General features: G+C 70.2%; 23 protein-coding genes and 1 riboswitch. Of the genes, 7 read left to right on the forward strand and 16 right to left on the reverse strand.

Features of this window, described 5'->3' with window-relative positions:
* Positions 1–54 precede the first annotated feature (54 nt).
* Complete coding sequence (cbiE, locus tag AC0IXR_RS02620; RefSeq protein ID WP_471759664.1) at positions 55–1,284, reverse strand: precorrin-6y C5,15-methyltransferase (decarboxylating) subunit CbiE; 1,230 nt, start codon at positions 1,282–1,284, stop codon at positions 55–57.
* Between the two features lie 32 nt (positions 1,285–1,316).
* On the opposite strand from cbiE, the gene AC0IXR_RS02625 reads away from it, so the two are divergent.
* Entirely contained in the window at positions 1,317–2,054 is a 738-nt protein-coding gene (locus AC0IXR_RS02625) for a cobalt-precorrin-6A reductase (protein ID WP_471759666.1), read from the forward strand.
* 170 nt (positions 2,055–2,224) lie between these two features.
* Here AC0IXR_RS02625 and cobJ read toward each other — a convergent pair whose 3' ends face one another.
* The 10 genes from cobJ to AC0IXR_RS02675 form a co-directional block, all read right to left on the reverse strand.
* Positions 2,225–2,980, reverse strand: a complete 756-nt coding sequence (gene cobJ, locus AC0IXR_RS02630; RefSeq protein ID WP_056431876.1) for a precorrin-3B C(17)-methyltransferase — start codon at positions 2,978–2,980, stop codon at positions 2,225–2,227.
* Complete coding sequence (locus AC0IXR_RS02635) at positions 2,977–3,768, reverse strand: precorrin-2 C(20)-methyltransferase (RefSeq protein ID WP_471759668.1); 792 nt, start codon at positions 3,766–3,768, stop codon at positions 2,977–2,979. The genes cobJ and AC0IXR_RS02635 overlap by 4 nt, the downstream gene beginning before the upstream one ends.
* Positions 3,768–4,400 carry a precorrin-8X methylmutase gene (locus AC0IXR_RS02640; protein WP_056254407.1) on the reverse strand — a complete coding sequence of 211 codons (633 nt, stop codon included), beginning with the start codon at positions 4,398–4,400 and terminating at the stop codon, positions 3,768–3,770. The genes AC0IXR_RS02635 and AC0IXR_RS02640 overlap by 1 nt, the downstream gene beginning before the upstream one ends.
* Positions 4,397–5,725 (reverse strand): hypothetical protein, encoded by a 1,329-nt coding sequence (locus tag AC0IXR_RS02645; protein ID WP_471759670.1) that lies wholly within the window; start codon positions 5,723–5,725, stop codon positions 4,397–4,399. The genes AC0IXR_RS02640 and AC0IXR_RS02645 overlap by 4 nt, the downstream gene beginning before the upstream one ends.
* Positions 5,722–9,216 carry a cobaltochelatase subunit CobN gene (gene cobN / locus AC0IXR_RS02650; RefSeq protein WP_471759672.1) on the reverse strand — a complete coding sequence of 1,165 codons (3,495 nt, stop codon included), beginning with the start codon at positions 9,214–9,216 and terminating at the stop codon, positions 5,722–5,724. Before cobN ends, AC0IXR_RS02645 begins: the two co-directional genes overlap by 4 nt.
* Positions 9,217–9,229: 13 nt before the next feature.
* Entirely contained in the window at positions 9,230–10,015 is a 786-nt protein-coding gene (locus AC0IXR_RS02655; RefSeq protein WP_471759674.1) for a DUF4349 domain-containing protein, read from the reverse strand.
* Positions 10,016–10,158: 143 nt separating this feature from the next.
* A complete protein-coding gene (cobW, locus tag AC0IXR_RS02660) occupies positions 10,159–11,193 on the reverse strand; it encodes a cobalamin biosynthesis protein CobW (protein WP_471759676.1) in 1,035 nt (344 codons plus the stop codon).
* Positions 11,190–11,612, reverse strand: a complete 423-nt coding sequence (locus tag AC0IXR_RS02665) for a DUF1636 domain-containing protein (protein ID WP_311274221.1) — start codon at positions 11,610–11,612, stop codon at positions 11,190–11,192. Before AC0IXR_RS02665 ends, cobW begins: the two co-directional genes overlap by 4 nt.
* The gene (locus AC0IXR_RS02670; RefSeq protein WP_471759678.1) at positions 11,605–12,399 is read right to left on the reverse strand and encodes a CbtA family protein; all 795 of its coding nucleotides are present in this window, start codon (positions 12,397–12,399) and stop codon (positions 11,605–11,607) included. Before AC0IXR_RS02670 ends, AC0IXR_RS02665 begins: the two co-directional genes overlap by 8 nt.
* Before the next feature lie 30 nt (positions 12,400–12,429).
* Positions 12,430–12,606, reverse strand: a complete 177-nt coding sequence (locus AC0IXR_RS02675; protein WP_207410167.1) for a CbtB domain-containing protein — start codon at positions 12,604–12,606, stop codon at positions 12,430–12,432.
* A gap of 54 nt (positions 12,607–12,660) precedes the next feature.
* Positions 12,661–12,854, reverse strand: a riboswitch (cobalamin riboswitch).
* A gap of 106 nt (positions 12,855–12,960) precedes the next feature.
* Between AC0IXR_RS02675 and cobU the strand changes: the two genes are divergently transcribed.
* Both cobU and cobO read left to right on the forward strand, forming a co-directional pair.
* Positions 12,961–13,473: a bifunctional adenosylcobinamide kinase/adenosylcobinamide-phosphate guanylyltransferase gene (gene cobU, locus AC0IXR_RS02680; protein ID WP_419951081.1), complete on the forward strand. Its 513-nt coding sequence runs from the start codon at positions 12,961–12,963 to the stop codon at positions 13,471–13,473.
* Positions 13,470–14,090: a cob(I)yrinic acid a,c-diamide adenosyltransferase gene (cobO, locus tag AC0IXR_RS02685; protein WP_056431907.1), complete on the forward strand. Its 621-nt coding sequence runs from the start codon at positions 13,470–13,472 to the stop codon at positions 14,088–14,090. The genes cobU and cobO overlap by 4 nt, the downstream gene beginning before the upstream one ends.
* A 13-nt stretch (positions 14,091–14,103) precedes the next feature.
* Here the strand turns inward: cobO and AC0IXR_RS02690 are convergent, their stop codons facing one another.
* Together AC0IXR_RS02690 and AC0IXR_RS02695 are read right to left on the reverse strand one after the other, a co-directional pair.
* On the reverse strand, positions 14,104–14,754 hold the full coding sequence (locus tag AC0IXR_RS02690) for a hypothetical protein (protein ID WP_471759681.1): 651 nt from the start codon (positions 14,752–14,754) through the stop codon (positions 14,104–14,106).
* Positions 14,751–15,164 (reverse strand): RusA family crossover junction endodeoxyribonuclease, encoded by a 414-nt coding sequence (locus AC0IXR_RS02695; RefSeq protein WP_419951079.1) that lies wholly within the window; start codon positions 15,162–15,164, stop codon positions 14,751–14,753. The genes AC0IXR_RS02690 and AC0IXR_RS02695 overlap by 4 nt, the downstream gene beginning before the upstream one ends.
* 91 nt (positions 15,165–15,255) lie before the next feature.
* Here AC0IXR_RS02695 and AC0IXR_RS02700 point away from each other — a divergent pair, with 91 nt between their 5' ends.
* Positions 15,256–15,978, forward strand: a complete 723-nt coding sequence (locus AC0IXR_RS02700; protein ID WP_244477878.1) for a hypothetical protein — start codon at positions 15,256–15,258, stop codon at positions 15,976–15,978.
* Between the two features lie 57 nt (positions 15,979–16,035).
* A complete protein-coding gene (locus AC0IXR_RS02705; RefSeq protein WP_471759683.1) occupies positions 16,036–17,496 on the forward strand; it encodes a cobyric acid synthase in 1,461 nt (486 codons plus the stop codon).
* A 283-nt stretch (positions 17,497–17,779) separates the two neighbouring features.
* Here the strand turns inward: AC0IXR_RS02705 and AC0IXR_RS02710 are convergent, their stop codons facing one another.
* Entirely contained in the window at positions 17,780–18,823 is a 1,044-nt protein-coding gene (locus AC0IXR_RS02710) for a DUF3616 domain-containing protein (RefSeq protein ID WP_471759685.1), read from the reverse strand.
* A gap of 58 nt (positions 18,824–18,881) precedes the next feature.
* Entirely contained in the window at positions 18,882–19,883 is a 1,002-nt protein-coding gene (gene cbiB / locus AC0IXR_RS02715; RefSeq protein WP_471760227.1) for an adenosylcobinamide-phosphate synthase CbiB, read from the reverse strand.
* Positions 19,884–19,934: 51 nt separating this feature from the next.
* Between cbiB and cobD the strand changes: the two genes are divergently transcribed.
* Positions 19,935–20,954 carry a threonine-phosphate decarboxylase CobD gene (gene cobD, locus AC0IXR_RS02720; RefSeq protein ID WP_471759686.1) on the forward strand — a complete coding sequence of 340 codons (1,020 nt, stop codon included), beginning with the start codon at positions 19,935–19,937 and terminating at the stop codon, positions 20,952–20,954.
* On the opposite strand, the gene AC0IXR_RS02725 is transcribed toward cobD, so the two are convergent.
* Positions 20,955–22,142, reverse strand: coding sequence for an MFS transporter (locus AC0IXR_RS02725; protein ID WP_056431923.1), 1,188 nt, complete (start codon positions 22,140–22,142; stop codon positions 20,955–20,957).
* Between the two features lie 374 nt (positions 22,143–22,516).
* Between AC0IXR_RS02725 and AC0IXR_RS02730 the strand changes: the two genes are divergently transcribed.
* On the forward strand, positions 22,517–22,711 hold the full coding sequence (locus AC0IXR_RS02730; protein ID WP_056431926.1) for a hypothetical protein: 195 nt from the start codon (positions 22,517–22,519) through the stop codon (positions 22,709–22,711).
* The last annotated feature ends 70 nt before the right edge of the window (positions 22,712–22,781 follow it).

The raw sequence follows: 22,781 nt of genomic DNA on the forward strand, positions 1-22,781 counted from the left end.
CCCTCCTCCCCACAAGGGGGAGGGGAAGCGCGTCAGGCACCGCCCAGCCGCCCGTCACCGCTTCGTCCACACCCATTGCGTCACCGGCATTGCGGCGCGCCAGCCGTGGAGACGGCCGACCGGGTCGGCATGGGCCACCGATAGCCGCTTCAGCTGTCCGCCAAGACGGACGAAGGCGCCAAGCAGGACCGCCTCGCCCTCAAGGGTGACGACGTTGGCGACCAGCCGGCCCCCGGGCCTGAGGGCATCGACGGCGTGGTCGAGCACGCCAAGCCGCGCTACGCCGCCGCCGATGAAGATCGCGTCCGGCCGCTCGAGCCCTTCCAGGGCGGCGGGCGCCTCGCCCTCGACCACGCGTAGGTCCGGTACACCGAGGCGGGCGGCGTTGCGGGCGATCCGCGCCGCACGGGCCGGGTTCGCCTCGATGGCCAGCGAGCGCAGGCTGGAACCGCGCAGCATCCACTCGATGGAGATCGAGCCGGCTCCGGCGCCGATGTCCCAGAGGCGCTGGCCGGCGCGGGGTCGCAGCGCGGCGAGGGTCACGGCGCGAATATCGGCCTTGGTGAGCTGGCCGTCATTCTCGAACCAGATATCGTCGAGGCCGGGGCTCAGGGAGACGATGCGCGCGTCGGCATCGGCCACCACCTCCACCGCCAGGGTGTTGAGCGGATCGATCCCGGTGAGGAAGAACGCATCGGCCCTTGCTTCGAGGCGGCGCTCGCGCGGGCCACCCATGGCTTCGAGGACGACGAGGCGAGAGGCGCCGAAACCGCGGTCCGTGAGCAGGGCGGCGACGGCCTCCGGCGTCGTCTCGTCCCAGGTCAGGACGAGGAGGCGGGCGCCGGGCTGGAGGTGGGGTACGATCCGCTCCAATGCCCGCCCGTGCAGGGTGAGGCAGGTGGTCTCGGCCAGCGGCCAGCCGAGGCGCGCCGCCGCGAGGCTGAAGGCGGAGGGGTGGGGGAACACGCACATCTCGGCCGACGGCAGCAGCCGCGCGATCTCTGCGCCGATGCCGTAATGGAACGGGTCGCCGGTGGCGAGAATGCAGGTGGGCCGTCCGCGCCGAGCGAGGAGGCCGGGATAAGCGTCGGAGATCGGGCGCGGCCAGACCCGCGTCTCGGCCCTCAACGGTGCCCCGAGGGCGAAATGGCGGGCTCCGCCATAAATCACCTCCGCCGCATCGAGGGCGGCTGCGGCGGTGGAGCTCAGGCCCGCCCGCCCATCCTCGCCGATCCCAACGATGGTGAGCCAGGGGGCGGTGCTCGACACGGGGGTGGCGCTCATGGACAAGGTTGCCGGATAGGGAGAGGGCGACGATGCGAGTTCTGATCCTCGGCGGCACCACCGAGGCGAGCGCTCTGGTGAAGGGGCTCGATCCGAGGATCGACGCCACCCTGTCGCTCGCCGGCCGCACCAGCGCGCCGAAGCGCGAACCGGTCCCCACCCGCATCGGCGGCTTCGGCGGCCCCGAGGGCCTGGCCGCGTGGATCGCCGAGAACCGGATCGAGACGGTGATCGACGCCACGCATCCGTTCGCGGCGCGGATCGGCCGCAACGCGGCGCTCGCCTGCGAGCGGACCGGTGTGGCGCTCCTCGCCATCCGCCGCCCGGCCTGGGAGCGTATTCAGGGGGACCGCTGGACCGAGGTCGAGACCATGGCGGAGGCCGCCCGCGCCCTCGGCGAGACGCCCCGGCGGGTGTTCCTGACGATCGGGCGCCTCGAAGTCGGTGCCTTCGCGACTGCTCCGCAGCACGATTACCTGGTCCGCGCCATTGAACCGATCGGCGATGCTCTGCCCGTGCCGCGCCTCACCGAGATCGCCGCGCGCGGTCCGTTCGACGAGGCGGCCGAAGCAGCCTTCCTCGCGGAGCGGCAAATCGAGGTCTTGGTCACCAAGAATTCCGGCGGTCCCGCCACCTACGGCAAGATCGCCGCCGCCCGCGCGCTCGACGTGCCAGTGGTGATCGTACGCCCGCCCGATAAGCCGGATGTCGACAGCGTGCCGGATGCCGAGGGTGCGTTGGCGTGGCTGCGGGAGCGCCTGGAAGCCTGAGCGACCTTTGGCGCGCATCTCCTTCCCCCCTCCGCGGGGGAAGGTGGCCCGCGTAGCGGGTCGGATGAGGGGAAATCCATTTCCGGAGAGGTCGCACCCTCTCCCGCCTGCTCCGCAGGCACCCTCCCCCGCAAAGGGGGGAGGGTCTCCGTGTGGCCGACGTCCCGCCCTCACGCCGGCACGCTGCGCGGGGTGTAGACGAAGGGCGTCGCGTCACCGCGCGGGATCAGCCGGGTGGCGGAAGCGCCGATGATCACCATCGTCGCCATATCCGCCTTCGTCTCACGCGCCTGCGCCAGGGTGAGGATTCGGATCGCCTCGTCCGGGCGGGAGACCGCGCGGGCGAAGATGACCGGCGTCTCCGGTGCGCGGTGCTCGGCCGCCAGACCGAGCGCGGCCCCGAGCTGCCAGGGTCGGGCCGACGAGATCGGGTTGTAGAGCGAGATCACGAAATCGGCCCGCAGCACCGCCTCCAACCGGGCGGTGATGACCTCCCAGGGCTTGAGGTTGTCGGACAGCGACATCGCGCAGAAATCGCCGCCGAGGGGCGCGCCGAGGCGAGCGGCGGCCGCCAGCATCGCCGTTATGCCGGGCTCGACCGTGATGGCGAGGTGGCGCCATGCCGGGTCGCCGGTCTCCACCGCCTCGAAGATCGCCGCCGCCATGGCGAAGACCCCCGGATCGCCGCCGGACACCACCGCGACCCGGCGGCCGGAGGCGGCGAGCCGGAGCGCGTGGCCGGCGCGGTCGATCTCGACGCGGTTATCGGTGGCATGTTTCGTCAGCCCAGGACGATCGGGCACGCGGGCGACGTAGGGGATGTAGCCGATGAGGTCCTGCGCCTGCGCCAGGGCCTCGCTCGCCGCCTGGGTGAGGAGACGCGGATCGCCCGGCCCGAGGCCGACGACCGTGACGGAGCCGGTCACGGGCGGCGCCCCTCGCCGGGCACCAGAACCATCGAGAAGTAGGGGGCGTCGTCGTCCGGCCTCTCGGCCAGCGCGATCACCTTCTCGCCGGCCATGGTGCCGCGTTCCACATAGACCGCGCGGTCGAGGAGGCCGGTCTCGGCCAGCGCCTTGCGCACCTTCGGCAGGTGGCGGCCGAGCTTCATGATGACGGCGGCGTCGGTGATGCGCAGGCGCTCCACCAGGGCGTCATGGCCCAGCGTCGCCGGTAGAATGGTCAGTACGTCGTCGCCCCAGGTGATCGGCGTTCCGGCCCTGGTCCAACAGCCCGACATGCCAGTGACGCCGGGTACGACTTCCACCGGGAAACGGTCCTTCAGACGGCGCCACAGATGCATGAACGAGCCGTAGAAGAACGGGTCGCCCTCCGACAGGATCGCCACGTCCCTCCCGGCCCCGAGATGGTCGGCGATCCGCGTCGCCGCATCGTCGTAGAAGGACGCGAGGGCGGAGACGTACTCGCCATGCTCGGGGGGAAGCTCGGTGGTGTAGGGATAGACCAGCGGCATCTCGCGGGCCGGGTCGCGCATCACCGCGTCGGCGATAGTGCGGGAATTGCCGCGCCGGCCCTTCTTGCAGAAATGCACCAGGACCGGCGCCTCGGCCAGGAGCTTCATGGCGCGGACGGTGAGATAATCCGGGTCGCCCGGCCCCATCCCGACGCCGTAGAGCGTGCCGGTGGTGACCTGTCGCGGGATCTCGGTGACGTCCGCTGGCTCGGCGGGGGGAAGCCGCTCGCTCGAATCCATCACTCGATCTCGTTGGCGAGGGCGTTGATCGCGGAGGCGGTCATGGCGCTGCCGCCGCGCCTTCCATGAACGACGATGAAGGGCACCCGACCGTCGCGGGCGAGGGCCTCCTTCGATTCGGCGGCACCCACGAAGCCGACGGGGATACCGATGACCGCCGCCGGCGGGGCAACGCCTTCATCGAGCAGTTCGAGCAGCCGGAACAGGGCGGTCGGCGCGTTGCCGACGGCGACGATGCTGCCGGGAAGATGCTCGCGCCAGAGTTCCATGGCGGCGGCCGTGCGGGTCGTGTTCATCTCAGCGGCGAGGCCGGGCACGCGCGGGTCGGTCAGGGTGCAGATCACCCGGTTGTCGGCGGGAAGGCGCGAGCGGGTGACACCGTCGGCCACCATGCGCACATCGCACAGGATCGGTGCTCCGGCCTTGAGCGCGGCCTCGCCGCTGGCGGCGAAATCCTCGGAGGCTTCCACGTCTTTGGGCAGGTCGGTCATGCCGCAGGCATGGATCATCCGCACGACGACGCGTTCGGCGGTGCCGGAGAAGCGGGCGAGGTCGGCCTCGGCGCGGATCATGGCGAAGGAGCGGGCGTAGATCGCCTGTCCGTCGCGCAGATAGTCGAGGCGCGAACTCATGTCAGTGTCCTGAAAGCGTGGGCGAGGGTGTCGGGATAGGCTGGATCGGCCCTCCTTACGCGCTCCAGCGCCGCGTCGAAAGTGAGGAGGGTCGCCGGCAATGCATCGGGCCGGCCGTCGAGGACGATGCCATAGAGGCCATTGCGTCCGACCAAGGTGAGCGAGGCGGCGGCAGGATGGGCACAGCCCTTGGCGCAGCCGGAGACATGGGCCGACAGGCCTCGCGCCGAGAAAGCCTCGAAAGCGTTGGCCAGCCGTGCCGCGTCGATAAGCGTCGTCGTCGAGCCGGAAGCGCAGGCCGGCGCTCCCGGACAGGCGGCAACCGCCCGCCTCGGATCGTCCGGCTCCGTCAAGAAGCCTGCCGCCGCGAGGATGGGTCGCACCGCCTCCGCCGCCGCCGCGTTGGGGGCAACGAGCAGAAACCCCCTCGTCGGCGAGAGCCGCAGGGGCTCCATGCCGAGAATTTCGGTCGCATCGGCGAGGGAGTCCAGGGCGTCCGCCGTGCAGCGGCCGAAGGGCGCGTCGAGCAGGATGCCGACGGGCGAAGCTTCGCTAGGGCGGGACTCGTGCTGCCCACGAGCGTTGGTGAGATGTGAGTTCAGGGCAAGTAGGCTAGGGCGCGGTAGCGATGCGCCAGGAGGAGGCGCTGCGGAGCGCAAGCCTAAGCCGAGCGTCAGGCCGCTCCTATCCAGGGCGGATATATCTCGCATCCGGCGCTCACCGCTCCCGGCGAGCCGACGCAAGGCGGCGGCGAGGACAGAATGCACGCCGTCTGCCGGGACATGCCACCAAGCCGCGTCGCCTGCGAGTTGCAACACCAAGCCCTCCGCCGTGGCGACGAGATGGCAATCCGGCTGGGCCCCGCCGAGGCAGGCGCCGCACTCCGCCGCCTCGACGGCGACCAGCGCCTTGGGCGGCAGGCCCGGGATCGCCAACCCGATGGCCTCGATCGCCCCGGCCAGGGTCGGAATGTCGATGGCCGTCGCTTCGAGGCCGGCGAGCGGCGCGGTCAGGGTGAGCCGCTGTGGCCCACCGTCGCTACGTACATCGTCGAGCGCGGCCGCGCCGAGGGCCTCCGCGAGGCCGCAGCGGGTAGCCTCGGTGACGCCCCGGACCTGCAAATTAGCCCGCGCCGTCACGTCGATATGGCCGTTGCCGAAGCGGCGCGCGCCTTCCGCCACCGCCCGCGCCTGCGCCGGCGTAAGGATGCCCAGTGGTGGATGCACGCGGGCAAGCAGCCCATCCCCTGTCGGCATCGGCCGGGCGAGGCTCGGGCACCAGCCCCGGCGTGCAGGCTCCGGGGAGACGCGGCGCGGCGCGCTCATTCGGCCGCCTCCGACATCAGCTCGTCGGCCGCCATGGCGTTGCGGCGGGTGGTCCAGAGGCCGCGCCGGCGCGCTTCGTCGAACCGTTCGAGGATGGCGCGGGCGGCATCGGGATTGGCCGCGCGCAGGGCATCGAACGTATCGAGATCGGCGATCATCGCCCCGTAGAGCCGGTCGAGATCGGCGTCCGAGATGGCGTCCGTGGCGGCGGCGAGGACGAAGACCGCATCGATCCCTTGTGCCAGTTCCTGGGCACCGCGATAGCCGTGGCGCAGCTGCGCCGCGATCCAGCGCGGGTTCGCGAGTTTGGCACGGATGAGGCGCGCCGCATCCTCGCGGGCGGTGCGTGCCTTGGGCTTTTCCGGGTCGGCAACGTCGAGGCTGTAGAGTGCCGGAGCGCGCCCGCCGAGCGCGGCGGCGGCGGAGAACCCCCCCATGGCATCGGCCGCGGCGTCGCCGTCGAGGAGGTCCCGTTCGGCGACATCGAAGGCGTGGACATAGGCGTCGGCCTGCGCGACGCGGGTGGCGAAGCCCGCATCGGCCATGTCCTCGGTCCCGCCATAGGCATGCGAGGTGGCGTCGAGATAGGCTTGGCCGAGATCGTCGCGGCTCTGCCATTGTCCGTCGAGGGCGAGTTCGCCGGCACCGGCGCCGTAGCGGCCGGGTGCTGCGCCGTAGACACGGGCGGAGGCCTCGCCCCGGCGGCGCGCGGCGGCAAGGGGGTTCTCGTCGTCCTCCTCGTCGCGCTCGGCGACGGCAGATGCCGCGCGGGCGAGGAGGGAGAGGGTTTCGGGAAAGGTGTCGCGAAACGCGCCCGAGATACGCAGGGTCACGTCGATGCGCGGCCGGTCGAGGAGGGCGAGCGGCATCACCTCGAATCCGGTGACGCGGGTCGAGGCATGGTCCCAGGTCGGGCGCACGCCCATGAGCGCGAGAGCATGCGCCACGTCCTCGCCGCCGGTGCGGAGGGTCGGAGAGGCCCAGAGATCCATGACGATGCGGGCCGGGTAGTCGCCCTCGTCCTGCAGGTAGCGCCGGACCACCGCATCGGCGGCTTTCGAGCCGAGCAGCGTGGCGGCCCGCGTCGGCAGGCTGCGCGGATCCAGCGTGGTGAGGTTGCGCCCCGTGGGCATCACGTCGGTCCGCCCGCGAGAGGGCGAGCCGGCGGGGCCTGGGGGAACGAAGCGTCCGTCGAGGGCCGCGAGCAGTCCCTCGCGCTCGGCGGCCGCGCAGGCTCTCACAGGGGCCGGCGCGTCGTCCGGTGCCGATCCGAACACGTGGAGCCCGTCGCGGGTGGTCACCTCACCGAGATCGCACAGATGCGCGTCGAGGGCGGTGAGCGCGTCGGCCATGGGAGTGTCGGCGTCGATCCCGGCGCCCGAGAGAAGGCCGGCATCGGCCGCATCGTCGAGGATCGCGCGGGCGATGATGTCTGCCCGTCGCGGATCGAGCACGCTGGCCGAGGAATATTCCTCCACGAGTTCGCGTAGCCGTGCGGCCTCTGGAGTCAGGCCGGCGCATTCGGTCTGGGGCGTGAGGTGGCCAAGGGCGATGCCGCCGAGCCGGCGTTTCACCGGGGCCGCCTCGCCGGGATCGTCGACGATGAAGGGGTAGATTACGGGCAGGTGCCCGATCGCCCGCGCCGGCCAGCAGGCCGGCGACAAGGCCACCGCCTTGCCGGGCAGCCATTCGGTGGTGCCGTGGGTGCCAAGATGGATCAGGGCGTCGAACCCCTCCCGCAATCCGAGATGGAAGGCGAGATAGGCGTGGGTCGGCGGCTCGTCGGGGTCGTGATAGCCGGCCTTGCGGTCGGCCGCCCGGCCACGGTCGGGCTGCAGGAAGACGGCGAGACCGGCGCTTCGTTCTTGGTCGTCCCCACCACCGACCTCATCCTGAGGTGCCAGCGCATAGCGCTGGCCTCGAAGGAGGCCTCCAGGACCCTTTACGGAGACTGGAGGTCTCCTTCGAGGCCGCTGACGCGGCGCCTCAGGATGAGGTCGAGCGTCGGACGGAGAACTGTCGAGCACCATCGGGAATCGGAACGCCCCGTCAGTGCAGACCGGGTCGGCCTCCGGTTCGCCCCACCGTCGATCGAGCGTGTCGCGCTCGTCCGGTGACAGTGTGGAGAGCCAGTCGCGATAGGCCGCGAGCGGCACTGCGAAGGTCGGAGCGTCCTTCGTGAGCGCGTGCATCAGAGCGTCCGGCTCCGGCAGGTCGCCCACCGCATAGCCGGCCTGCCGCAGCGTCTCCGCGATGATCCCCGCGCTTGCCGGCGTGTCGAGCCCCACGGCGAAGCCGGCCCGGCCGCCCCGGGCGGGGTAGTCGGACAGGACCAGGGCGAGGCGACGTCCTGCACGCGGCCGGTGTTTCAGCGCCACCCAGGCGGAGGCGCGGTCGGCCAGGGCCGCGATGCCGGCCGGGAAGGGAACGGCGCGGCGCTCGCTGAACCCATCGAGTTCCGGCCCGTCCTCCTTGAACGAAATCGGGAAACCGGAGAGCCGTCCGTCGAATTCGGGAAGCGCCACCTGCATGGCGAGGTCGGCGGCGTTCATCCCCCGCGCCGAGGCCTCCCAGGCCTCCCGTGAGGCCCCGATCGTGTAGGCCTGCAGAATGGGCGCGTCGGCGCCATCGAGGACGAATCCGGCATCCTCCCGCGCGGAGAAGGCCGTCGCCGCGATGACGATGTCCGGGCTGCGCGCGGCCAGAGCCTCCCGCACGGTATCGAGGGCGAGCGCGTCCTTGAGGCTTGCGACCGCGAGGGTGGCGGCTCCGATGCCGCGCTCACCGAGGGCCGCGATGAGGTCGGCCACCGGCCGGGTGTCGCCGCCGAGCACGGCCGAGCGATAGACCAGGATCAGGGCGAGGGGGCGGTTCTGCCCGGCTGCGGCGAGGGCGGTCTCGTGTGCGACCGGTCCGCAACCCGGACACCAGGCGAAGCCGCGCGGCAGGGCGACCGGCGGCAGCGCTTCGATCGCATACCCAATCTCGCCGGAGAGACGCCGGATCATTCTACGCAGGTTTTCGGCTCCGCCCGCGCGGCAATAGCCCTCGAGTGTCTCCACCAGTTCGGGAGCCACCGTCGAGAAGGCAGTGAGGCGGGGATCGGGCTTGTCGCAGCCCGGAATGACGGCGAGCTTCACGCCGTTCGCGCGAGCCGCGGCGGCGGCGCGCTCGATGCCGTAGCGCCAGTAATCGAGGCCACCGAGGCAGCGGATGACCACGAATTTCGACCGCGCGATCACGTTGTCCACGTAGAGATCGACGGACATCGGATGGCGCAGCCGCGCCAGTTTGGCGAGGCGGAGCGTCGGGACGTCGACTGCCGACGGGTCCCGTGCCGCCGCCTCCCGCTCGGCCGCATGCGCGCCGGCCATGCCGGAGAGGTCGGAATCGGTGAAGGACAGGAACACGATGTCGCCGGGCGCCTGGCCCAGATCGATGGCGGCTTCGCCCTCGTCGAGGGAGACCGTGTCGATTCGGATCAGATGCATGGGCGGCGCGCCGTCATGGCTGTGCCCTGGAGGACGTCCGCTCGGTCACGGCGCTTCGGCGGCCGCGCCGGCGCCACAGCGCGCGAAGGAGAAGCACGCCGATCAGCACCAGCGGTAACCATGGCAGGCCGGAGACGACGAAGCGCAAGGCCGATCCGGCGCTCGCGCCGAAAGTCTGGCCCGCCTGGGCCCAGGCTTCCTCCACGGGGGCGAGAGGCCCGGCCCGCGCCTCGTCGGAGCGCAGGGCGACGGAGAGGAGCTCAGTGTCGACGCGCTGATTCAGGCCGCGCTGCTTGGCATCGGCTTCCTCGATCTGCGACTGTACCTGCGCCAATTCCTGCGCGATGCGGATCAGATCCTCCACGCGCGGGTCGGGCCGTGCGGCGATCGCGTCGAGCCGGGCGCGATAGGCGGTGAATTGAGCCAAGCGCCGGCCGCCATCCTCGATGGCGTCCGTCAGATCGTCGGCACGCGTCGACTGGCTCCGGAGCACGACGTCACCCGCCGCCTCGCCGGGGAGGGGCGCCGTGACGAAGGCCATGAACGGCGCGACGGATTCATGCGGCAGCCGGACCTGAACCTGCGCCTGCGGACGGCCCGCAGGCCTGCGGCCATCGTCGATGGACGCAGCGACGAGGACGCATTTCAGGGCCGCCTCGTTCAGGCAGCGGTCGCGCGCCGCCTCGAAATGCGCGTTCACCCGTTGGGGTGGCAATCCGATGGTGAGGTCGTGGGTATAGGCGAGCTTCGCATCGCCCGTCTGGGCGAGCGGGCGAGCCACCGGAGAGAGGCGTGCCATCGTCCGGCTGTCCGAGGCCTGAAACTCCGGTTTGGGCGGACGTGAATCCGAGCACCCGCCGATCGCCGCGAGAGCCGCCAGGCCGGACGCAGCCACGAGGCCGCGGCACCCGTGAGCGAGGATCCGTCGGGCGGTCAACGCGCTCACCCCGCCAGGGCGGCTGCCACCGCCCCCTGGTCGAAACCCTTCAGGCCGATGACCACGAGCCGGCCGTCGCGGTTCTCGCTCGCCCGCCAGGGGCGGTCGTAATGATGGGCGATGCGGGCGCCGACGCCCTGGACCACGAGGCGCATCGGCTTTCCGGTGACCTCGGCGAAGCCCTTGATCCGCAGGACGCCGTTGGTTTCGGCGGCGCGGGCGACGCGGGAGGCCAGATCCTCGGCGCTCGCCGTGGCAGGCACGGCAATGGCCACGGAATCGAAATCGTCGTGATCGTGGTCCTCGCCCTCGCCGTGATGGGAGGGGCGGGCGTCGAGATCGTCCTCGGCGGCGGCGCCGAGACCGAGGATCACGCGCGGATCGAGGCGGCCATGCTCGGCTTCGACCAGCTTCACCGCGCGGGGCAGCTGGCGCTCCACCTCGGCGCGGACCTTGGCCTTGCCGGCTTCGTCGAGGAGGTCGGCCTTGTTCATCACCACGAGGTCGGCGCAGAGGAGCTGGTCCTCGAACACTTCTTCCAGCGGGTTGTCGTGGTCGACGCTGGCATCGTCGGCGCGCTGAGCGGCGAGGGCCGCCGGATCGTCGGCGAAGAAGCCCGCCGCAACGGCGGGGCCGTCGATCACCGCGATCACCCCGTCCACGGTCACCCGCGAGCGGATCGCCGGCCAGTGGAAGGCCTGGACCAGGGGCTTCGGCAGAGCGAGGCCGGACGTCTCGATGAGGATGTGCTCCGGCGGGTCGGCGCGGTCGAGGAGCTTGTTCAGGGCTGGGACGAAATCGTCGGCAACGGTGCAGCAGATGCAGCCGTTGGCCAGCTCCACGATGTCCTCGTCCTGGCAGCCCTCGATACCGCAGGCGGCCAGGAACGATCCGTCGAAGCCGATATCGCCGAACTCGTTGACGATGATGGCGAGCCGCCGGCCGCCGGCATTCTCAACGAGGTGACGCACGAGGGTCGTCTTGCCGGCTCCGAGGAAGCCGGTGACGATGGTGCAGGGGATCTTCTCGACGATGCTCATTCGGCGGCGTCCGGAATTCTGTCCGCGCGGGGCGGAGGAAACGGGGGAATGCGGGCGACGACGCCTTTGCGGAACGCCTCCGGCCGCGCCTTCCAGGGCACGATGCCGTCGGGCGTCTCCGCGTACAGGCCGATGCCCGCGAGGATGGTTCTGGCGGATTCGACCGGGTCGAGATCGCCGTAAACGTAGGTCCAGCGGCCTTCGGAAGCCACGGCGACGGTGCAGGGGCGCTTGCAGACCGACAGGCACTCGACGCTCTCGACCGCGATGCCCTCGATGGCGGCTTCCGTCACCGCATCGCGCAGCGCCGAGACAAGGCGGGCCCCGGCGCGGGGCTCGGACGTGTCGCCGGCCGTGCGGCAGGTGGCGCAGACATAGAGTACGACCGGTCTGCCGGCCTGGATGTCCTCGTCAGGCATGCGACGTCGCCGGGCTCTTGCGCCCGACGCTGTTCCAGGCCCAGCCGAAGGCGAGGCCGATCACCGCCCAGAACACGAAGGCGATGCCCAGCGACCGAGCGGCGAATTGGGCCGCGTAGCCCGGGGGCAGGGCGGAGGCGGTGTGGCTCGTCTCCGGCGCTCCGGCCAGATGCGGCGCGACGAGAAGCACGAGCCCTCCAGCAATGGCGATGGAGGAGCGGCGGATCGCGATGAGGTAGAGCCCCATGGCGGTGGCGGCCGCGGTCATGATCCACCAGAACTGGCGTTCGGCGAGCGGAGCCGCCTCCATGCCGGGTAGTTCAGGCGGCAGGCCGAGGGCCGGGGCGAGGGCCACGGCGAGGAACCCCGCGATGGCGAATCGCAGGCCGGCTTCCGGGCTCGGCTCGCGCCCACAGGCAATGAGAGCCGCGCCCAGCAACAGGGCGTAGCCGACGCCGCCGACCAGGGTCGCGAGGGCGGTGAAGACCATCCGGGGAAGGCCAGGGCCGGGCTGCCAGGCCGGAGCGACCTCGCCGCCTTCGACACCGTCCGTCTTGCCGCCATGGTCCTTGCCACCATGGTCGTGGCCCGAATGGACGGGCACGATGAGGGAGGCCGGGGAGGCGCCGCGCGGCATCCATAGCGCGGCCGGCGCCGTGGCTTCGCCGCTCTCGTAACGCTCGGCCGCGATGATCAGCGGCGAGGTGAGGGCGAGCTGCAAGCCCGTGGCGACGACAGCCGCCAGGAAGCCGGCGACCAGGGCCGCCGACACGAGTCGGATCATCATGAAATCAGGTCCTGGCTGAGCGCGAGGCGGTCAGTGGCAGGGGAAATTCTGGGCGTGCCGGAAATCGTGGGCCGCGTTGTGCAGCGCCATCGCCGGGGCGAAGCCGGCCATGAAGACGAGCCCGAGGCCGAGGAAAGCGGCCATGAGCACCGCGCCGAGACGCTCGTTGCTGCGGGTGCCGGTGAGGGCGAGAGTGTTCGTGGTCATCGTGTCAGGTCTCCGGCCGCCCCGCCGGCGGCGTTCGAGGATAGAGCGGGAGGACAATGTCCCCTTCGGAAGGCAGGTCTCCTGGCTCGCGGGTCGTCCGGTCCTGCCGCCTTCCCGGATCGCTCCGGTGGCCGATGGCAGACCCGTCTCCGCTCACAGTTGCGGGGGCAGCTGCGGTTTCAGGCGCGAGCCCTCACCGCATTCCCTTTTCACCCCGTCGCCGGGGCACCGTCCGAACCTCGCTTCTACGCGCTCGCGCGACCGCTGACAACGCGCCGCCAAAGCGTTTTACCGGCTTTGACGGGGCAGGGCGGTTTCGCGCTAAAGGGAGCCATGCGGCAGCCTTCTCCAAGAATGACACTGGTCCTCGGCGGCGCGCGCTCGGGCAAGAGCCTGCACGCGGAGCGCCTGATCGAAGCTTGCCCCGCGCCGTGGCTCTACCTCGCCACAGCGCAGGCCTGGGACGACGAGATGCGGGAGCGCGTCGCCCTTCACCGGTCGCGCCGCTCGGCGGATTGGATCACCCGGGACGTGCCGATCGACCTGGCCGAGGCCGTCGCTGCGGCGACAGGGCCGGTGCTCGTCGATTGCCTGACCCTGTGGCTGACCAACCTGATCCTGTCCGAGGCCGATATCGAGGCGGCGAGCGCTGCCCTGATCGAGGCCTGCGGCCGCGCGCCGGGGCCGGTGGTGCTCGTCGGCAACGAGGTCGGTCTCGGCATCGTGCCGGACAACGCGCTCGCCCGCCGCTTCCGCGACGCGGCCGGGCGACTGCACCAGCGCCTCGCCGCGCGGGCCGACCATGTGGTGTTCATGGTGGCGGGACTGCCGATGATCGTGAAACCCCAACCCGGAGCGAGCGCATGAACGATCTGGAGATAAATGAGGCGGAGGCCGACCGTCACCGCGAGAAGATGGAGAAGCGCAAGGCCGTCCAGGACGCCGAGGTCGCGGCTAAGACGATCGAGAAAGGCCTCCTCATCGTCAATACCGGCCCCGGCAAGGGCAAGACCACGGCCGGGCTCGGCCTCGTCCTGCGGGCGCTCGGCCATGGCTGGCGGGTCGGCGTGGTCCAGTTCATCAAGGGGGGGTGGGATACGGGCGAGAAGCACGCGCTGAAGGCCTTCGGCGACCGGATCGAGTGGCATACGCTCGGGGAAGGCTTTACCTGGGAGACGCAGGACAAGGCCCGCGACATCGCGGCGGCCGAGCATGCCTGGGCCAAGGCCGAGGAGCTGATGGCCGACCCGACCATCCGCCTCGTCCTTCTCGACGAACTCAACATCGCCCTGCGCTATGATTACCTGCCCATCGATGCCGTGGTGGCGGCTTTCCGGGCGCGACGGCCCGACCTCCACGTCATCGTCACCGGCCGCAACGCCAAGCCGGCCCTCATCCAGGCCGCCGACCTTGTCACCGAGATGGGCAGCGTGAAGCACCATTTCTCGGCCGGCGTGAAGGCGCAGGAGGGGATCGAGTTCTGACTGCTGGGCGCGGTCAGGCCACGCCGCCGACTGGCTGATTCTCGTGGAGGACGAGCTTCAGCGTAGCGACGAAATCCTCCAGGGCGGCGGGATCAAGGTCTCGCTGCAGGGCCCCGTGGGCGACGGCGTTGCGCAGGCTCGCCATGGGGCGAAGCCGATCCGCCTCGTCGGGCGTTACGATGCCTTCGCCCGCGAGCTGTTCGATCAGCTGTGCGGACGATTGAGATTGCGACAGGCGGTCCGGGATCAAGGCCCGCCCGATGGCTTCGAAGGTCGACCAGCCGAGCAGCAGAGCGGCCTCCATCTGGCCGGCTGCGATGAGAGCCTCGACCTTCGCGATCGTGCGGTCAATGATGTCGGGCGTCACGCCGTCGATGGCGGGTACGCCGCCGCCGGAGCTAGCGTAGTAGATCCGAAGTTCCCAATCGGCGACACCGAGGAACCGGTCCGCGACTCTTTCCTGCCTTCCCGATCGCGAGCCATCCCGCACGATCTCGATCGCGAGATTCTTGGGTTTTCCGAGCGCAATCGCGTCGGGAACGTAGTCGCCCATGAAGGATGGCAGAAGCTGGCGGGAAGGGTGAGTATAAACCTCGTAGCCGGCATCCATGAGTGTCGGGATGATAAGGTCGAGGACCGGCCGTTCTGGTTCCATGCCGCTCATGCCAGTTCCTCGAATGGATCGTCCGAGAGCCTTACGTATAAAATCGGCTTCTGTGCCGACAGTGCCGCCGCCAGGACGGGGCTCGGCTGCGTGAACGAAAACACCCGCTGCGGTTCGAACTTCTGGATGACCACCCGTTCGATCTGAGAATCATCCATGTAGATGTGCTGGTTGAGGGCATCGGGAACCAGTTTGACGATATTGTCCACATCGCCCTGCACGGAGCCGACGGGGAAGTAGAACAGCGTCACGGCGAGTTTACCCTCGCAGGCGAAGTGATTCTCGGGCAAGGAGCCGTCGCTTGCCGCTCGGACCTTCTGCTTCCATTGCGATTTGGAACTCGGTCGGGCCGCTTGGAACGAGACCGGTGTGCCGCTGACGAGGAACTCGATGGGAAAGATGAGCTCCACGAGAGATCGCCTAGCGTCGCGGGCTTCGGTCCCGCAACTTATGCACGGCTTCGTCAACGTGTATAGGGTATCGCGGAATCTCCCTTGGGTTGTGTTCCGTCGCGGCTTCCGACGCTGCCTCGTTCCGCTCACGCTTCTTCTGTCCGGTGCCGGTGCGGCCTCCGCGGAGTCCATCACATCCTGGCCGGACACCTATCTCGCCCGCGTCGAGGCGCTGGCGGTGATGGAGGGGCTCAATGCGCGGCTCCTGGCGAGCCGCAGCGCCACCGCGACCCTCGAAGGCTGGTGCTTCGAGCACGGCATGGCGACGGACCCGCGGCTCACGGCGACCCTCCTGCGCGATGTGGACAAGCCCGCCTCGGAAGAGACGCGCCGCCGCCTCGCCGCCGGACCCGAAACCGTCCTGAAATATCGCCGGGTCCGGCTCGCCTGCGGGAATCACGTTCTGTCGGAGGCCGACAATTGGTACGTGCCGGAGCGACTGAACCCGGAGATGAACCGCCTGCTGGAGACGACCGATACACCCTTTGGCAGGGCGGTCCAGGCGCTGGGCACCACCCGCCAGACCATCGGGGCGGACCGTCTCTGGCAGCCTCTGCCGCCCGGTTGGGACCAAGCGGCCCCGCCCGATCCCGCCTGCGCGCCGCTCGCGATTCCGGACCGGCTGTTCAGCCATCGCGCCGTCCTGTTCACGGCCGAGCGGGTGCCGTTCTCGGAGGTCGTCGAGACCTACGCCTCCGCCATCCTCGATTTCCGCCGGGCCGCGCGGCCTCTCGATACCGCCTGCGTCGCCGGCCCGCCGTCGCGGCCCTGACGCGGTCGTGCTAGGGCTCGCCGACACCCCTCGGCACACCGGACGAGACCCGATCGCATGACCGCCCGCGCCTTCATGATCCAGGGCACCGGCTCGGATGTCGGTAAGTCGCTGATCGTGGCCGGCCTGTGCCGCGCCTTCACGCGGCGCGGCCTCGCCGTGCGGCCGTTCAAGCCGCAGAACATGTCCAACAACGCGGCCGTTACCGCCGATGGCGGCGAGATCGGCCGGGCCCAGGCGCTGCAGGCGCGGGCCTGCGGGGTGGCGCCCTCCATCCACATGAACCCGGTCCTGCTGAAGCCCCAGAGCGAGACCGGCTCGCAGGTGGTGGTGCAGGGCCGGATGGTCGGCACCGCGAAGGCGCGAGATTACCAGGCCTGGAAGCCGCGTCTCCTGGCCTCCGTGCTCGAAAGTTTTGATCATCTGAAGGGCCAGGCCGACCTCGTCATCGTGGAGGGCGCCGGCTCGGCCTCCGAGGTCAACCTCCGCCGGGGCGACATCGCCAATATGGGTTTCGCGCGGGCCACCGACACGCCCGTGATCCTGCTCGGCGACATCGACCGGGGCGGCGTCATCGCCAGCCTCGTCGGAACCAAGGCGGTGATCGCGCGCGAGGATGCGGCGATGATCGTGGGCTTCCTCGTCAACCGGTTTCGCGGCGACCCGAGCCTGTTCGCCGACGGCATGGAGATCGTTGCCACGGCCACCGGATGGCCCGCCCTTGGGCTCGTGCCGCATTTCCCCGAGGCCGCGCGCCTGCCCGCCGAGGATGCGCTGGGGCTCGCCGGTTCCGCCTCCTCCGGCCGGACGCGCATTCGCGTCGCGGTGCCGGTCCTGCCGCGCATCGCCAATTTCGACGACCTCGATCCGCTACGGGCGGAGCCGGAGGTGGAGGTCGTGCTGGTCCGGCCCGGCGAGGCGATTCCGGGCGACGTCGCCCTCGTCCTGCTGCCGGGCTCGAAGACCACGATCGACGATCTCGACGCCCTCCGTCGCGAGGGCTGGGACGTCGACATCCGCGCGCATCTGCGCCGGGGCGGCCACGTGCTCGGCCTCTGCGGCGGCTACCAGATGCTCGGCCGCACCTTGAGCGATCCGCACGGGATCGAGGGCGAGCCGCGCAGCGTCGCCGGGCTCGGCCTGCTGGAGGTCGATACGGTGATGACCCCGCTGAAGCGCCTCGAGGCGGTGAGCGGGCGGAGCCTCGCCGACGACCTGCCGTTCAGCGGCTACGAAATGCATGTGGGCGACACGGCCGGTGCGGACACGGTGACTCCGCTGCTACGCTTCGCCGACGGACGGGTGGACGGTGCGGTCTCTGGCGACGGGCGGGTCTGCGGCACCTACGTTCACGGCCTCTTCGCCGACGACCGGCAGCGGGCCGCCTGGCTCGCGCGCCTGGGAGCGGCCTCCGACGGTCATTCCTACGAGGGCGAGGTCGAACGCGTCCTCGATGCCCTCGCGCGACATGTCGAGGCGCATGTCGATTGCGACCGACTGTTCGCCTTGGCGCGCTAGCAGTTCCCCAACATAGGCTCGACCGATCGGGCTCCCGCGCAGAGCACGAGCCATGAGGAAGTAGCCCGATACGCCGTCGCCGCCGGAGGTCGACGCGCCTCACTCGTGAGACCGGGCTGAGCTCCTGGCTGCCCACCGTGGTGCTGCCCGGCCCCGCGCTTGAAACTCGCCTGTAGGGCGAGCTTGATAGTCGCGGTTGTGTCCGCACTGCGCCGGGACGCTGTCCGCCGCAGCGTCGCCGCGCCGGTAGTCGCCCCACGCGCCGCCTGAACGACAGAGGCTGTCAGGGAAGTTTGTATTCGAGCGGTCCGCCATCCTTGACGCTGTCGAACATCACCAGGATGCGCTTGTCGCCCAGCACAGCGACGCCCTCCGCCTTGGCTCCCTTTTCCGCCCCGGTGAGACGGCCGATCGGCTCGAGCTTCGCGTTGGTGGAGGCCCCGGCCGCGAACAGGCTGTAGGGCACGTCGGTCTGTCCCTGAGCCGGCCCGGTGAGGACGAGGAGCCGCCCGTCGGGCAGGATGGCGAGATCGCGGATCCCGGCCCCACGCCCGACCATGAGGGGGATCACCTGAGGGGCAGCCATGAGCGACTCGTGCCCCTGGGCGAACAAAGCCCCGACATCCGCCTCGACGATGAAGGTCTTGCCGTCATGGGACGGTGCGCGCAGCCCGGCGAACAGGCGCGTTCCATCGACGGCGACGCCCTCGATATTGAGGCCGTTGGGCGAAGCGTCGCCGTCATCGGTCTGGAGATCCTGCGTGTAGTAGGCGCTGACGGTTTCTGCCAGGCCGAGGGCGTCACCGAGGCGGTAGGTGGTCTCGACTGCACTCGGTCCCACCGGCTCGCCGGCCGCGTCGACCTTGATGCGCGCCAGCACGAAGGTGGAGAGCTTGAACTTCGCTTTGCCGCGCGAGCAGCCATGCGAACCGACCACGTAGAAATACGGGGCGGCATAGGCAACGCCTTCGCCGTCGAGATCGTCGAACTTGCCCTGGCCGCCCGAGCATCCGTTCTTCGAGGGCGGGGTTCCCAGGGTGTTCGGGCTCGGTCCGCCGCCGACGAGGTCGATATCGGCACCGGGCGTGATCGTGTGCCCATCGATGGTGATGAATTGCGCGCCGGTATTCTCGTCATTGACCACGAGGCAGCGGCGTTTGCCTTCGCGCGGGGGCATGCAGGCGATGCCGCTGATGTCCTTGGCGGGCTTGCCCTCCTTGCCTTTCAGGCCGGACGTCATCGTGTAGGGCGGATCGACGGGCACGAGGTCGTGCTGGGCTCCCACCGCTGCGAAGGCCGGCGCGGCGGCTCCGTGAAGGAAAAGCATCGCCAGAAGACCAGTCCGTGTCATTGCCGGGTGCCCCTTCGAATGTCGGTGATCGGAATTATAGAAAAACAGCTTTGAGTATCGATGCGCCAAGGACGACACATCCGAAAAGCAGCGCGCAGGCGATGCGATACAGGGCCAACGCCCGCTCCACATCATGAGGGCCCGCCTTCGCCCGTCCGTCGCCCATCCAGGAATCGTCGACGATCTCGGAGCCGTACATGCGCGGCCCCGCCAGCCTCAGGCCGAGCGCACCCGCCATTGCGGCCTCGGGCCAGCCGGCATTGGGCGAGCGATGCCGGCCCGCATCGCGCCGGACCGCCCGGTACGCACCCGCCGCGGAGGCGCCGGGATGGAGGAGGGCGGCCGCCGCGATCAGCCCCGCCGAGAGCCGAGAGGCCGGGAGGTTGACGAGGTCGTCGAGGCGGGCCGAGGCCCAGCCATAGGATTCGTGGCGGGGCGTGCGATGGCCGATCATGCTGTCGGCAGTGTTGATCGCCTTGTAGAGCGCGCCCCCCGGCAGGCCGCCGATCCCGATCCAGAACGCGGGCGCCACGATCCCGTCGGAGAAGTTTTCCGATAGGCTCTCGATGGCGGCGCGGCAGATGCCGGCTTCGTCGAGGCTCTCCGGGTTGCGCCCCACGATCATTGCGACTTCGCGCCGCCCGCCAGCCAGCCCCTCGGAGCGGAGCGCCGAAGAGACACGGCCGACATGATCGTGGAGGCTGCGCTGCGCCGGCAGGGACGCGCAGACGAGGCCGAGCAGGATCACGGCAGGCAGGTGACCGGACGCGGCGGCCAGCGTCGTCGCCCCGATCGATACCGCCCCGACGACCGCCAGGAGGGCGAGAAGGCCGACGATCCCGGCCGCGCGCCGTCTCGCCTCGCTGCCCGTATTGAGGGACCGGTCGAGCCGGGCGATCACCCAGCCGATCCAGGTGACAGGATGGCCCAGCGCCCTGTAGAGCCGGTCCGGATAGCCAGCCGCCGCTTCGATGGCGAGGGCGAGGCCCAACACCACGAGCGTATCCGGCGGATGGAAGAGAGCGGTCCAGGTCATCGGTTCGCGGAGGGAATCCAGGCTGGTGGGCGGGAGCGCGACGGAGGCCCGATGAGCGGAAGCGAGGAGGCGGGCGAGGGGATTCTGCCCATCGCCCATGGCGGCGATCTCGACGCCGCCGGGGCGCTGTTCCCGCACGCCGAACAACCCTGGATCGACCTCTCCACCGGGATCAATCCGGTCCCGTATCCTTGTCCGCCGCTGGACGCTAGCACGTTCCGGCGGCTTCCTTCCCGTGCCGACCTCCACGCTCTGCTCTCCGCCGCCGCCCGCGCCTATGGCGTCGTCGATCCGGACCATCTGGTCGCGGCGCCCGGCACGCAGATCCTCATCGAGACGCTGCCTCGCCTGAGGCCCCCTTCGCGCGTGGCCGTCATCGGCCCGACCTATGCCGAGCACGAGGCTACCTGGCTCCGGGGCGGCCACGCAGTGGCGACGGTGACCGATCCGGCGCAGGCCGAGGAGGCGGACGTCGTCGTCGTGGTCAACCCCAACAATCCCGATGGCCGGACCTGGGAGGCCTCCACTCTCCTCGATCTCGCGGGACGCCTCGCACGGCGCGGCGGGTGGCTCGTCGTGGACGAGGCCTTCATCGATCTCGAAGAGGTCGAATCCGTTGCGCCCCGTGTGGGGCCGGGGCTGATCGTACTGCGCTCCTTCGGCAAGACCTATGGCCTCGCCGGCATTCGTCTCGGCTTCGCCCTCACCGAACCGGCGCTCGCCCGGCGGATCGCGCAGGCGCTGGGACCCTGGGCGGTGCCGGGGCCGGCGCTCGCCATCGGCCGCGCGGCCTTGGCCGATACGCCCTGGCTGCGCGAGGCCGCCCTTGCCCGCCATGCCGATTCGTCGCGTCTCGACCGGCTTCTGGCCTGCCGGGGAGGGCGCGTCGTCGGCGGCACCTGCCTGTTCCGCACGGCCGAATTCGACGATGCCTCGGGCCAGTTCCGGCGCCTCGGCGAGGCGGGCATCTATGTCCGCCGGTTCGAGGCCAACCCGCGATGGCTGCGTTTCGGCCTGCCGGCGGACAAGGGCGAATGGTGCCGCCTGTCCCGCGTGCTCAAACCCGCCTGATCAGGCGGGCTTCGACCGCGACCGGTCATTGATCGACACGAGAAGGCCCGCCCCCGAGAGGAGGGCGCCCACCGCGCAGACACCGGGCCACCCCGCCATGAGGAAGGCCTGCGAGCCGGCGAAGGCGCCCAGCGCCCCGAACACGAACATCACGGTGAACAGCACGGTGTTGATCCGGCCCCTGGCGCCTGGGACGAGGGCATAGGCCCGGGTCTGGTTGGCAATGAGCGCGCCGTTGATGCCGATATCGATGAGGAGCACGCCGATGGCGACTGCTACCAGCGAAACCTCTCCTCCCAGCCACAGAACCAGGAACGACGCGAGGACGAGCGCACCACCGGTGACGACCACCGGACGGGCGCCCTTCCGGTCGGTGTAGCGCCCGGAGAGGGGGGCGACGAAGGCGCCGCAGACCCCGATCACCCCGAACAGGCCGGCCCCGGCAGCGGTGAGATCGAAGGGCGGAGCTTCCACCAGCAGGGCCAGGGTCGCCCAGAACGCGTTGAAACTGGCGAACAACAATCCCTGCGAGAGGCTGGCGTTGCGCAGGATCGGCTGCGTCTTCACCAGATGCAGGATCGACAGCATCAGCGCGCGGTAGCGCAGAGGCTTCGTCTGCTTGACCTTCGGGAGGGTCGTCGCTGCCACGAACGCGATGGCCAGGGCAACGACAGCGGCGGCGAAGAACACCGCACGCCAGCCAAAATGCGCGCCGACGAAGCCGCTCACCGTCCGGGCGAGGAGAATGCCGGTGAGGAGGCCCGTCATCACCTGCCCGACCATCCGGCCGCGACTCTCATCCGGGGCGAGTTCGGCGGCGAAGGGGACCGCCTGCTGTGCTGCCGAGGAGAGGAATCCGATGAGGAGGCAGGCGACCGTCAGGAAGGCGAGGTTCGTTGCCAGGGCGGCGCCGAGGAGTGCCACGCTCAGGCCGAGCAACTGCGCCACGATGAGGGTCCGCCTCGGCCAGGCATCGCCCAGCGGGACGAGGCCGAGAATGCCGAGGCCGTAGCCCACGAGGCACGCGGTGGGAACGAGGAGGGCGGCGCGCTCGCCGAACTCGCTCACCAGAACCGCGAGGAGAGGCTGGTTGTAGTAGATGTTGGCGACGGCGCCCCCGGCGATCAGGGTCAGGCCGAAGCGCGCCTTGGCGGTGAAGCCGTGGCTGGAAGCGGTCTCGGGTTGCATGGTCAGGCGGGCACCGGAACGGTGGCGCCCGTCGCGCCAAGTCGATGAAAATGCGATGGATTGTACGTCATTCGGTGGGCGGGTCCGTGAGCGACGGGAGAGCCGTGCCCTCGGTTAGGGGCGGCGGCGCGCGGGGGCAACCCGCGGCCGCGCGAAATGGTCCCAGCCGCGTCGGACGGCCGCCGCGGGCCCCGACCTTCCATCGGATGCACCGATCCCCATATACGAATTGTTACCGGACAATGACTTGGTGCGTCGTTCCGGTGGAGTCCCACTTGGCAGGAGCCAAGTCGTTCTGCCACAGTCTCGACTGTCGAGACGAGTCGGTCCCAAGTCCCGGTGACAAGCATCGCGTGTCGACAACGGAGTTTGGAATGCCGAATTACCGCGTCAGTTTCGCAAAGCAAATCCTCGGCGTGCCGTTCACCATCGGATCGGTCGAGATCTCGCGCGCGCGCGATCCGCGTCGTGCTCAGCGTGCGGCGGAACTTCGTTTCGCGCGCCAGCACGGTGTCGAGGATTGGCGCGAGCGGGCGGATCGTGTCGCCATCGAGGCCGCACAAGCCTGACACACGGAATGTCGTCTTGATCCGTCTTTGCATAGTCTCGAGCAGGACGATGCCACAGCCATGGTCTCGA

It is taken from the genome of Methylobacterium sp. AC832, assembly GCF_979256025.1.

Excerpts from the sequence above, each read along its gene's own strand:
- cbiE (WP_471759664.1), bottom strand. The coding sequence starts at position 1,284 with ATGAGCGCCACCCCCGTGTCGAGCACCGCCCCCTGGCTCACCATCGTT.
- AC0IXR_RS02625 (WP_471759666.1), top strand. The coding sequence starts at position 1,317 with ATGCGAGTTCTGATCCTCGGCGGCACCACCGAGGCGAGCGCTCTGGTG.
- AC0IXR_RS02635 (WP_471759668.1), bottom strand. The coding sequence starts at position 3,768 with ATGGATTCGAGCGAGCGGCTTCCCCCCGCCGAGCCAGCGGACGTCACC.
- AC0IXR_RS02640 (WP_056254407.1), bottom strand. The coding sequence starts at position 4,400 with ATGAGTTCGCGCCTCGACTATCTGCGCGACGGACAGGCGATCTACGCC.
- AC0IXR_RS02645 (WP_471759670.1), bottom strand. The coding sequence starts at position 5,725 with ATGAGCGCGCCGCGCCGCGTCTCCCCGGAGCCTGCACGCCGGGGCTGG.
- cobN (WP_471759672.1), bottom strand. The coding sequence starts at position 9,216 with ATGCATCTGATCCGAATCGACACGGTCTCCCTCGACGAGGGCGAAGCC.
- AC0IXR_RS02655 (WP_471759674.1), bottom strand. The coding sequence starts at position 10,015 with ATGGCACGCCTCTCTCCGGTGGCTCGCCCGCTCGCCCAGACGGGCGAT.
- cobW (WP_471759676.1), bottom strand. The coding sequence starts at position 11,193 with ATGAGCATCGTCGAGAAGATCCCCTGCACCATCGTCACCGGCTTCCTC.
- AC0IXR_RS02665 (WP_311274221.1), bottom strand. The coding sequence starts at position 11,612 with ATGCCTGACGAGGACATCCAGGCCGGCAGACCGGTCGTACTCTATGTC.
- AC0IXR_RS02670 (WP_471759678.1), bottom strand. The coding sequence starts at position 12,399 with ATGATGATCCGACTCGTGTCGGCGGCCCTGGTCGCCGGCTTCCTGGCG.
- AC0IXR_RS02675 (WP_207410167.1), bottom strand. The coding sequence starts at position 12,606 with ATGACCACGAACACTCTCGCCCTCACCGGCACCCGCAGCAACGAGCGT.
- cobU (WP_419951081.1), top strand. The coding sequence starts at position 12,961 with ATGACACTGGTCCTCGGCGGCGCGCGCTCGGGCAAGAGCCTGCACGCG.
- cobO (WP_056431907.1), top strand. The coding sequence starts at position 13,470 with ATGAACGATCTGGAGATAAATGAGGCGGAGGCCGACCGTCACCGCGAG.
- AC0IXR_RS02690 (WP_471759681.1), bottom strand. The coding sequence starts at position 14,754 with ATGAGCGGCATGGAACCAGAACGGCCGGTCCTCGACCTTATCATCCCG.
- AC0IXR_RS02705 (WP_471759683.1), top strand. The coding sequence starts at position 16,036 with ATGACCGCCCGCGCCTTCATGATCCAGGGCACCGGCTCGGATGTCGGT.
- AC0IXR_RS02710 (WP_471759685.1), bottom strand. The coding sequence starts at position 18,823 with ATGCTTTTCCTTCACGGAGCCGCCGCGCCGGCCTTCGCAGCGGTGGGA.
- cbiB (WP_471760227.1), bottom strand. The coding sequence starts at position 19,883 with ATGACCTGGACCGCTCTCTTCCATCCGCCGGATACGCTCGTGGTGTTG.
- cobD (WP_471759686.1), top strand. The coding sequence starts at position 19,935 with ATGAGCGGAAGCGAGGAGGCGGGCGAGGGGATTCTGCCCATCGCCCAT.
- AC0IXR_RS02725 (WP_056431923.1), bottom strand. The coding sequence starts at position 22,142 with ATGCAACCCGAGACCGCTTCCAGCCACGGCTTCACCGCCAAGGCGCGC.
- AC0IXR_RS02730 (WP_056431926.1), top strand. The coding sequence starts at position 22,517 with ATGCCGAATTACCGCGTCAGTTTCGCAAAGCAAATCCTCGGCGTGCCG.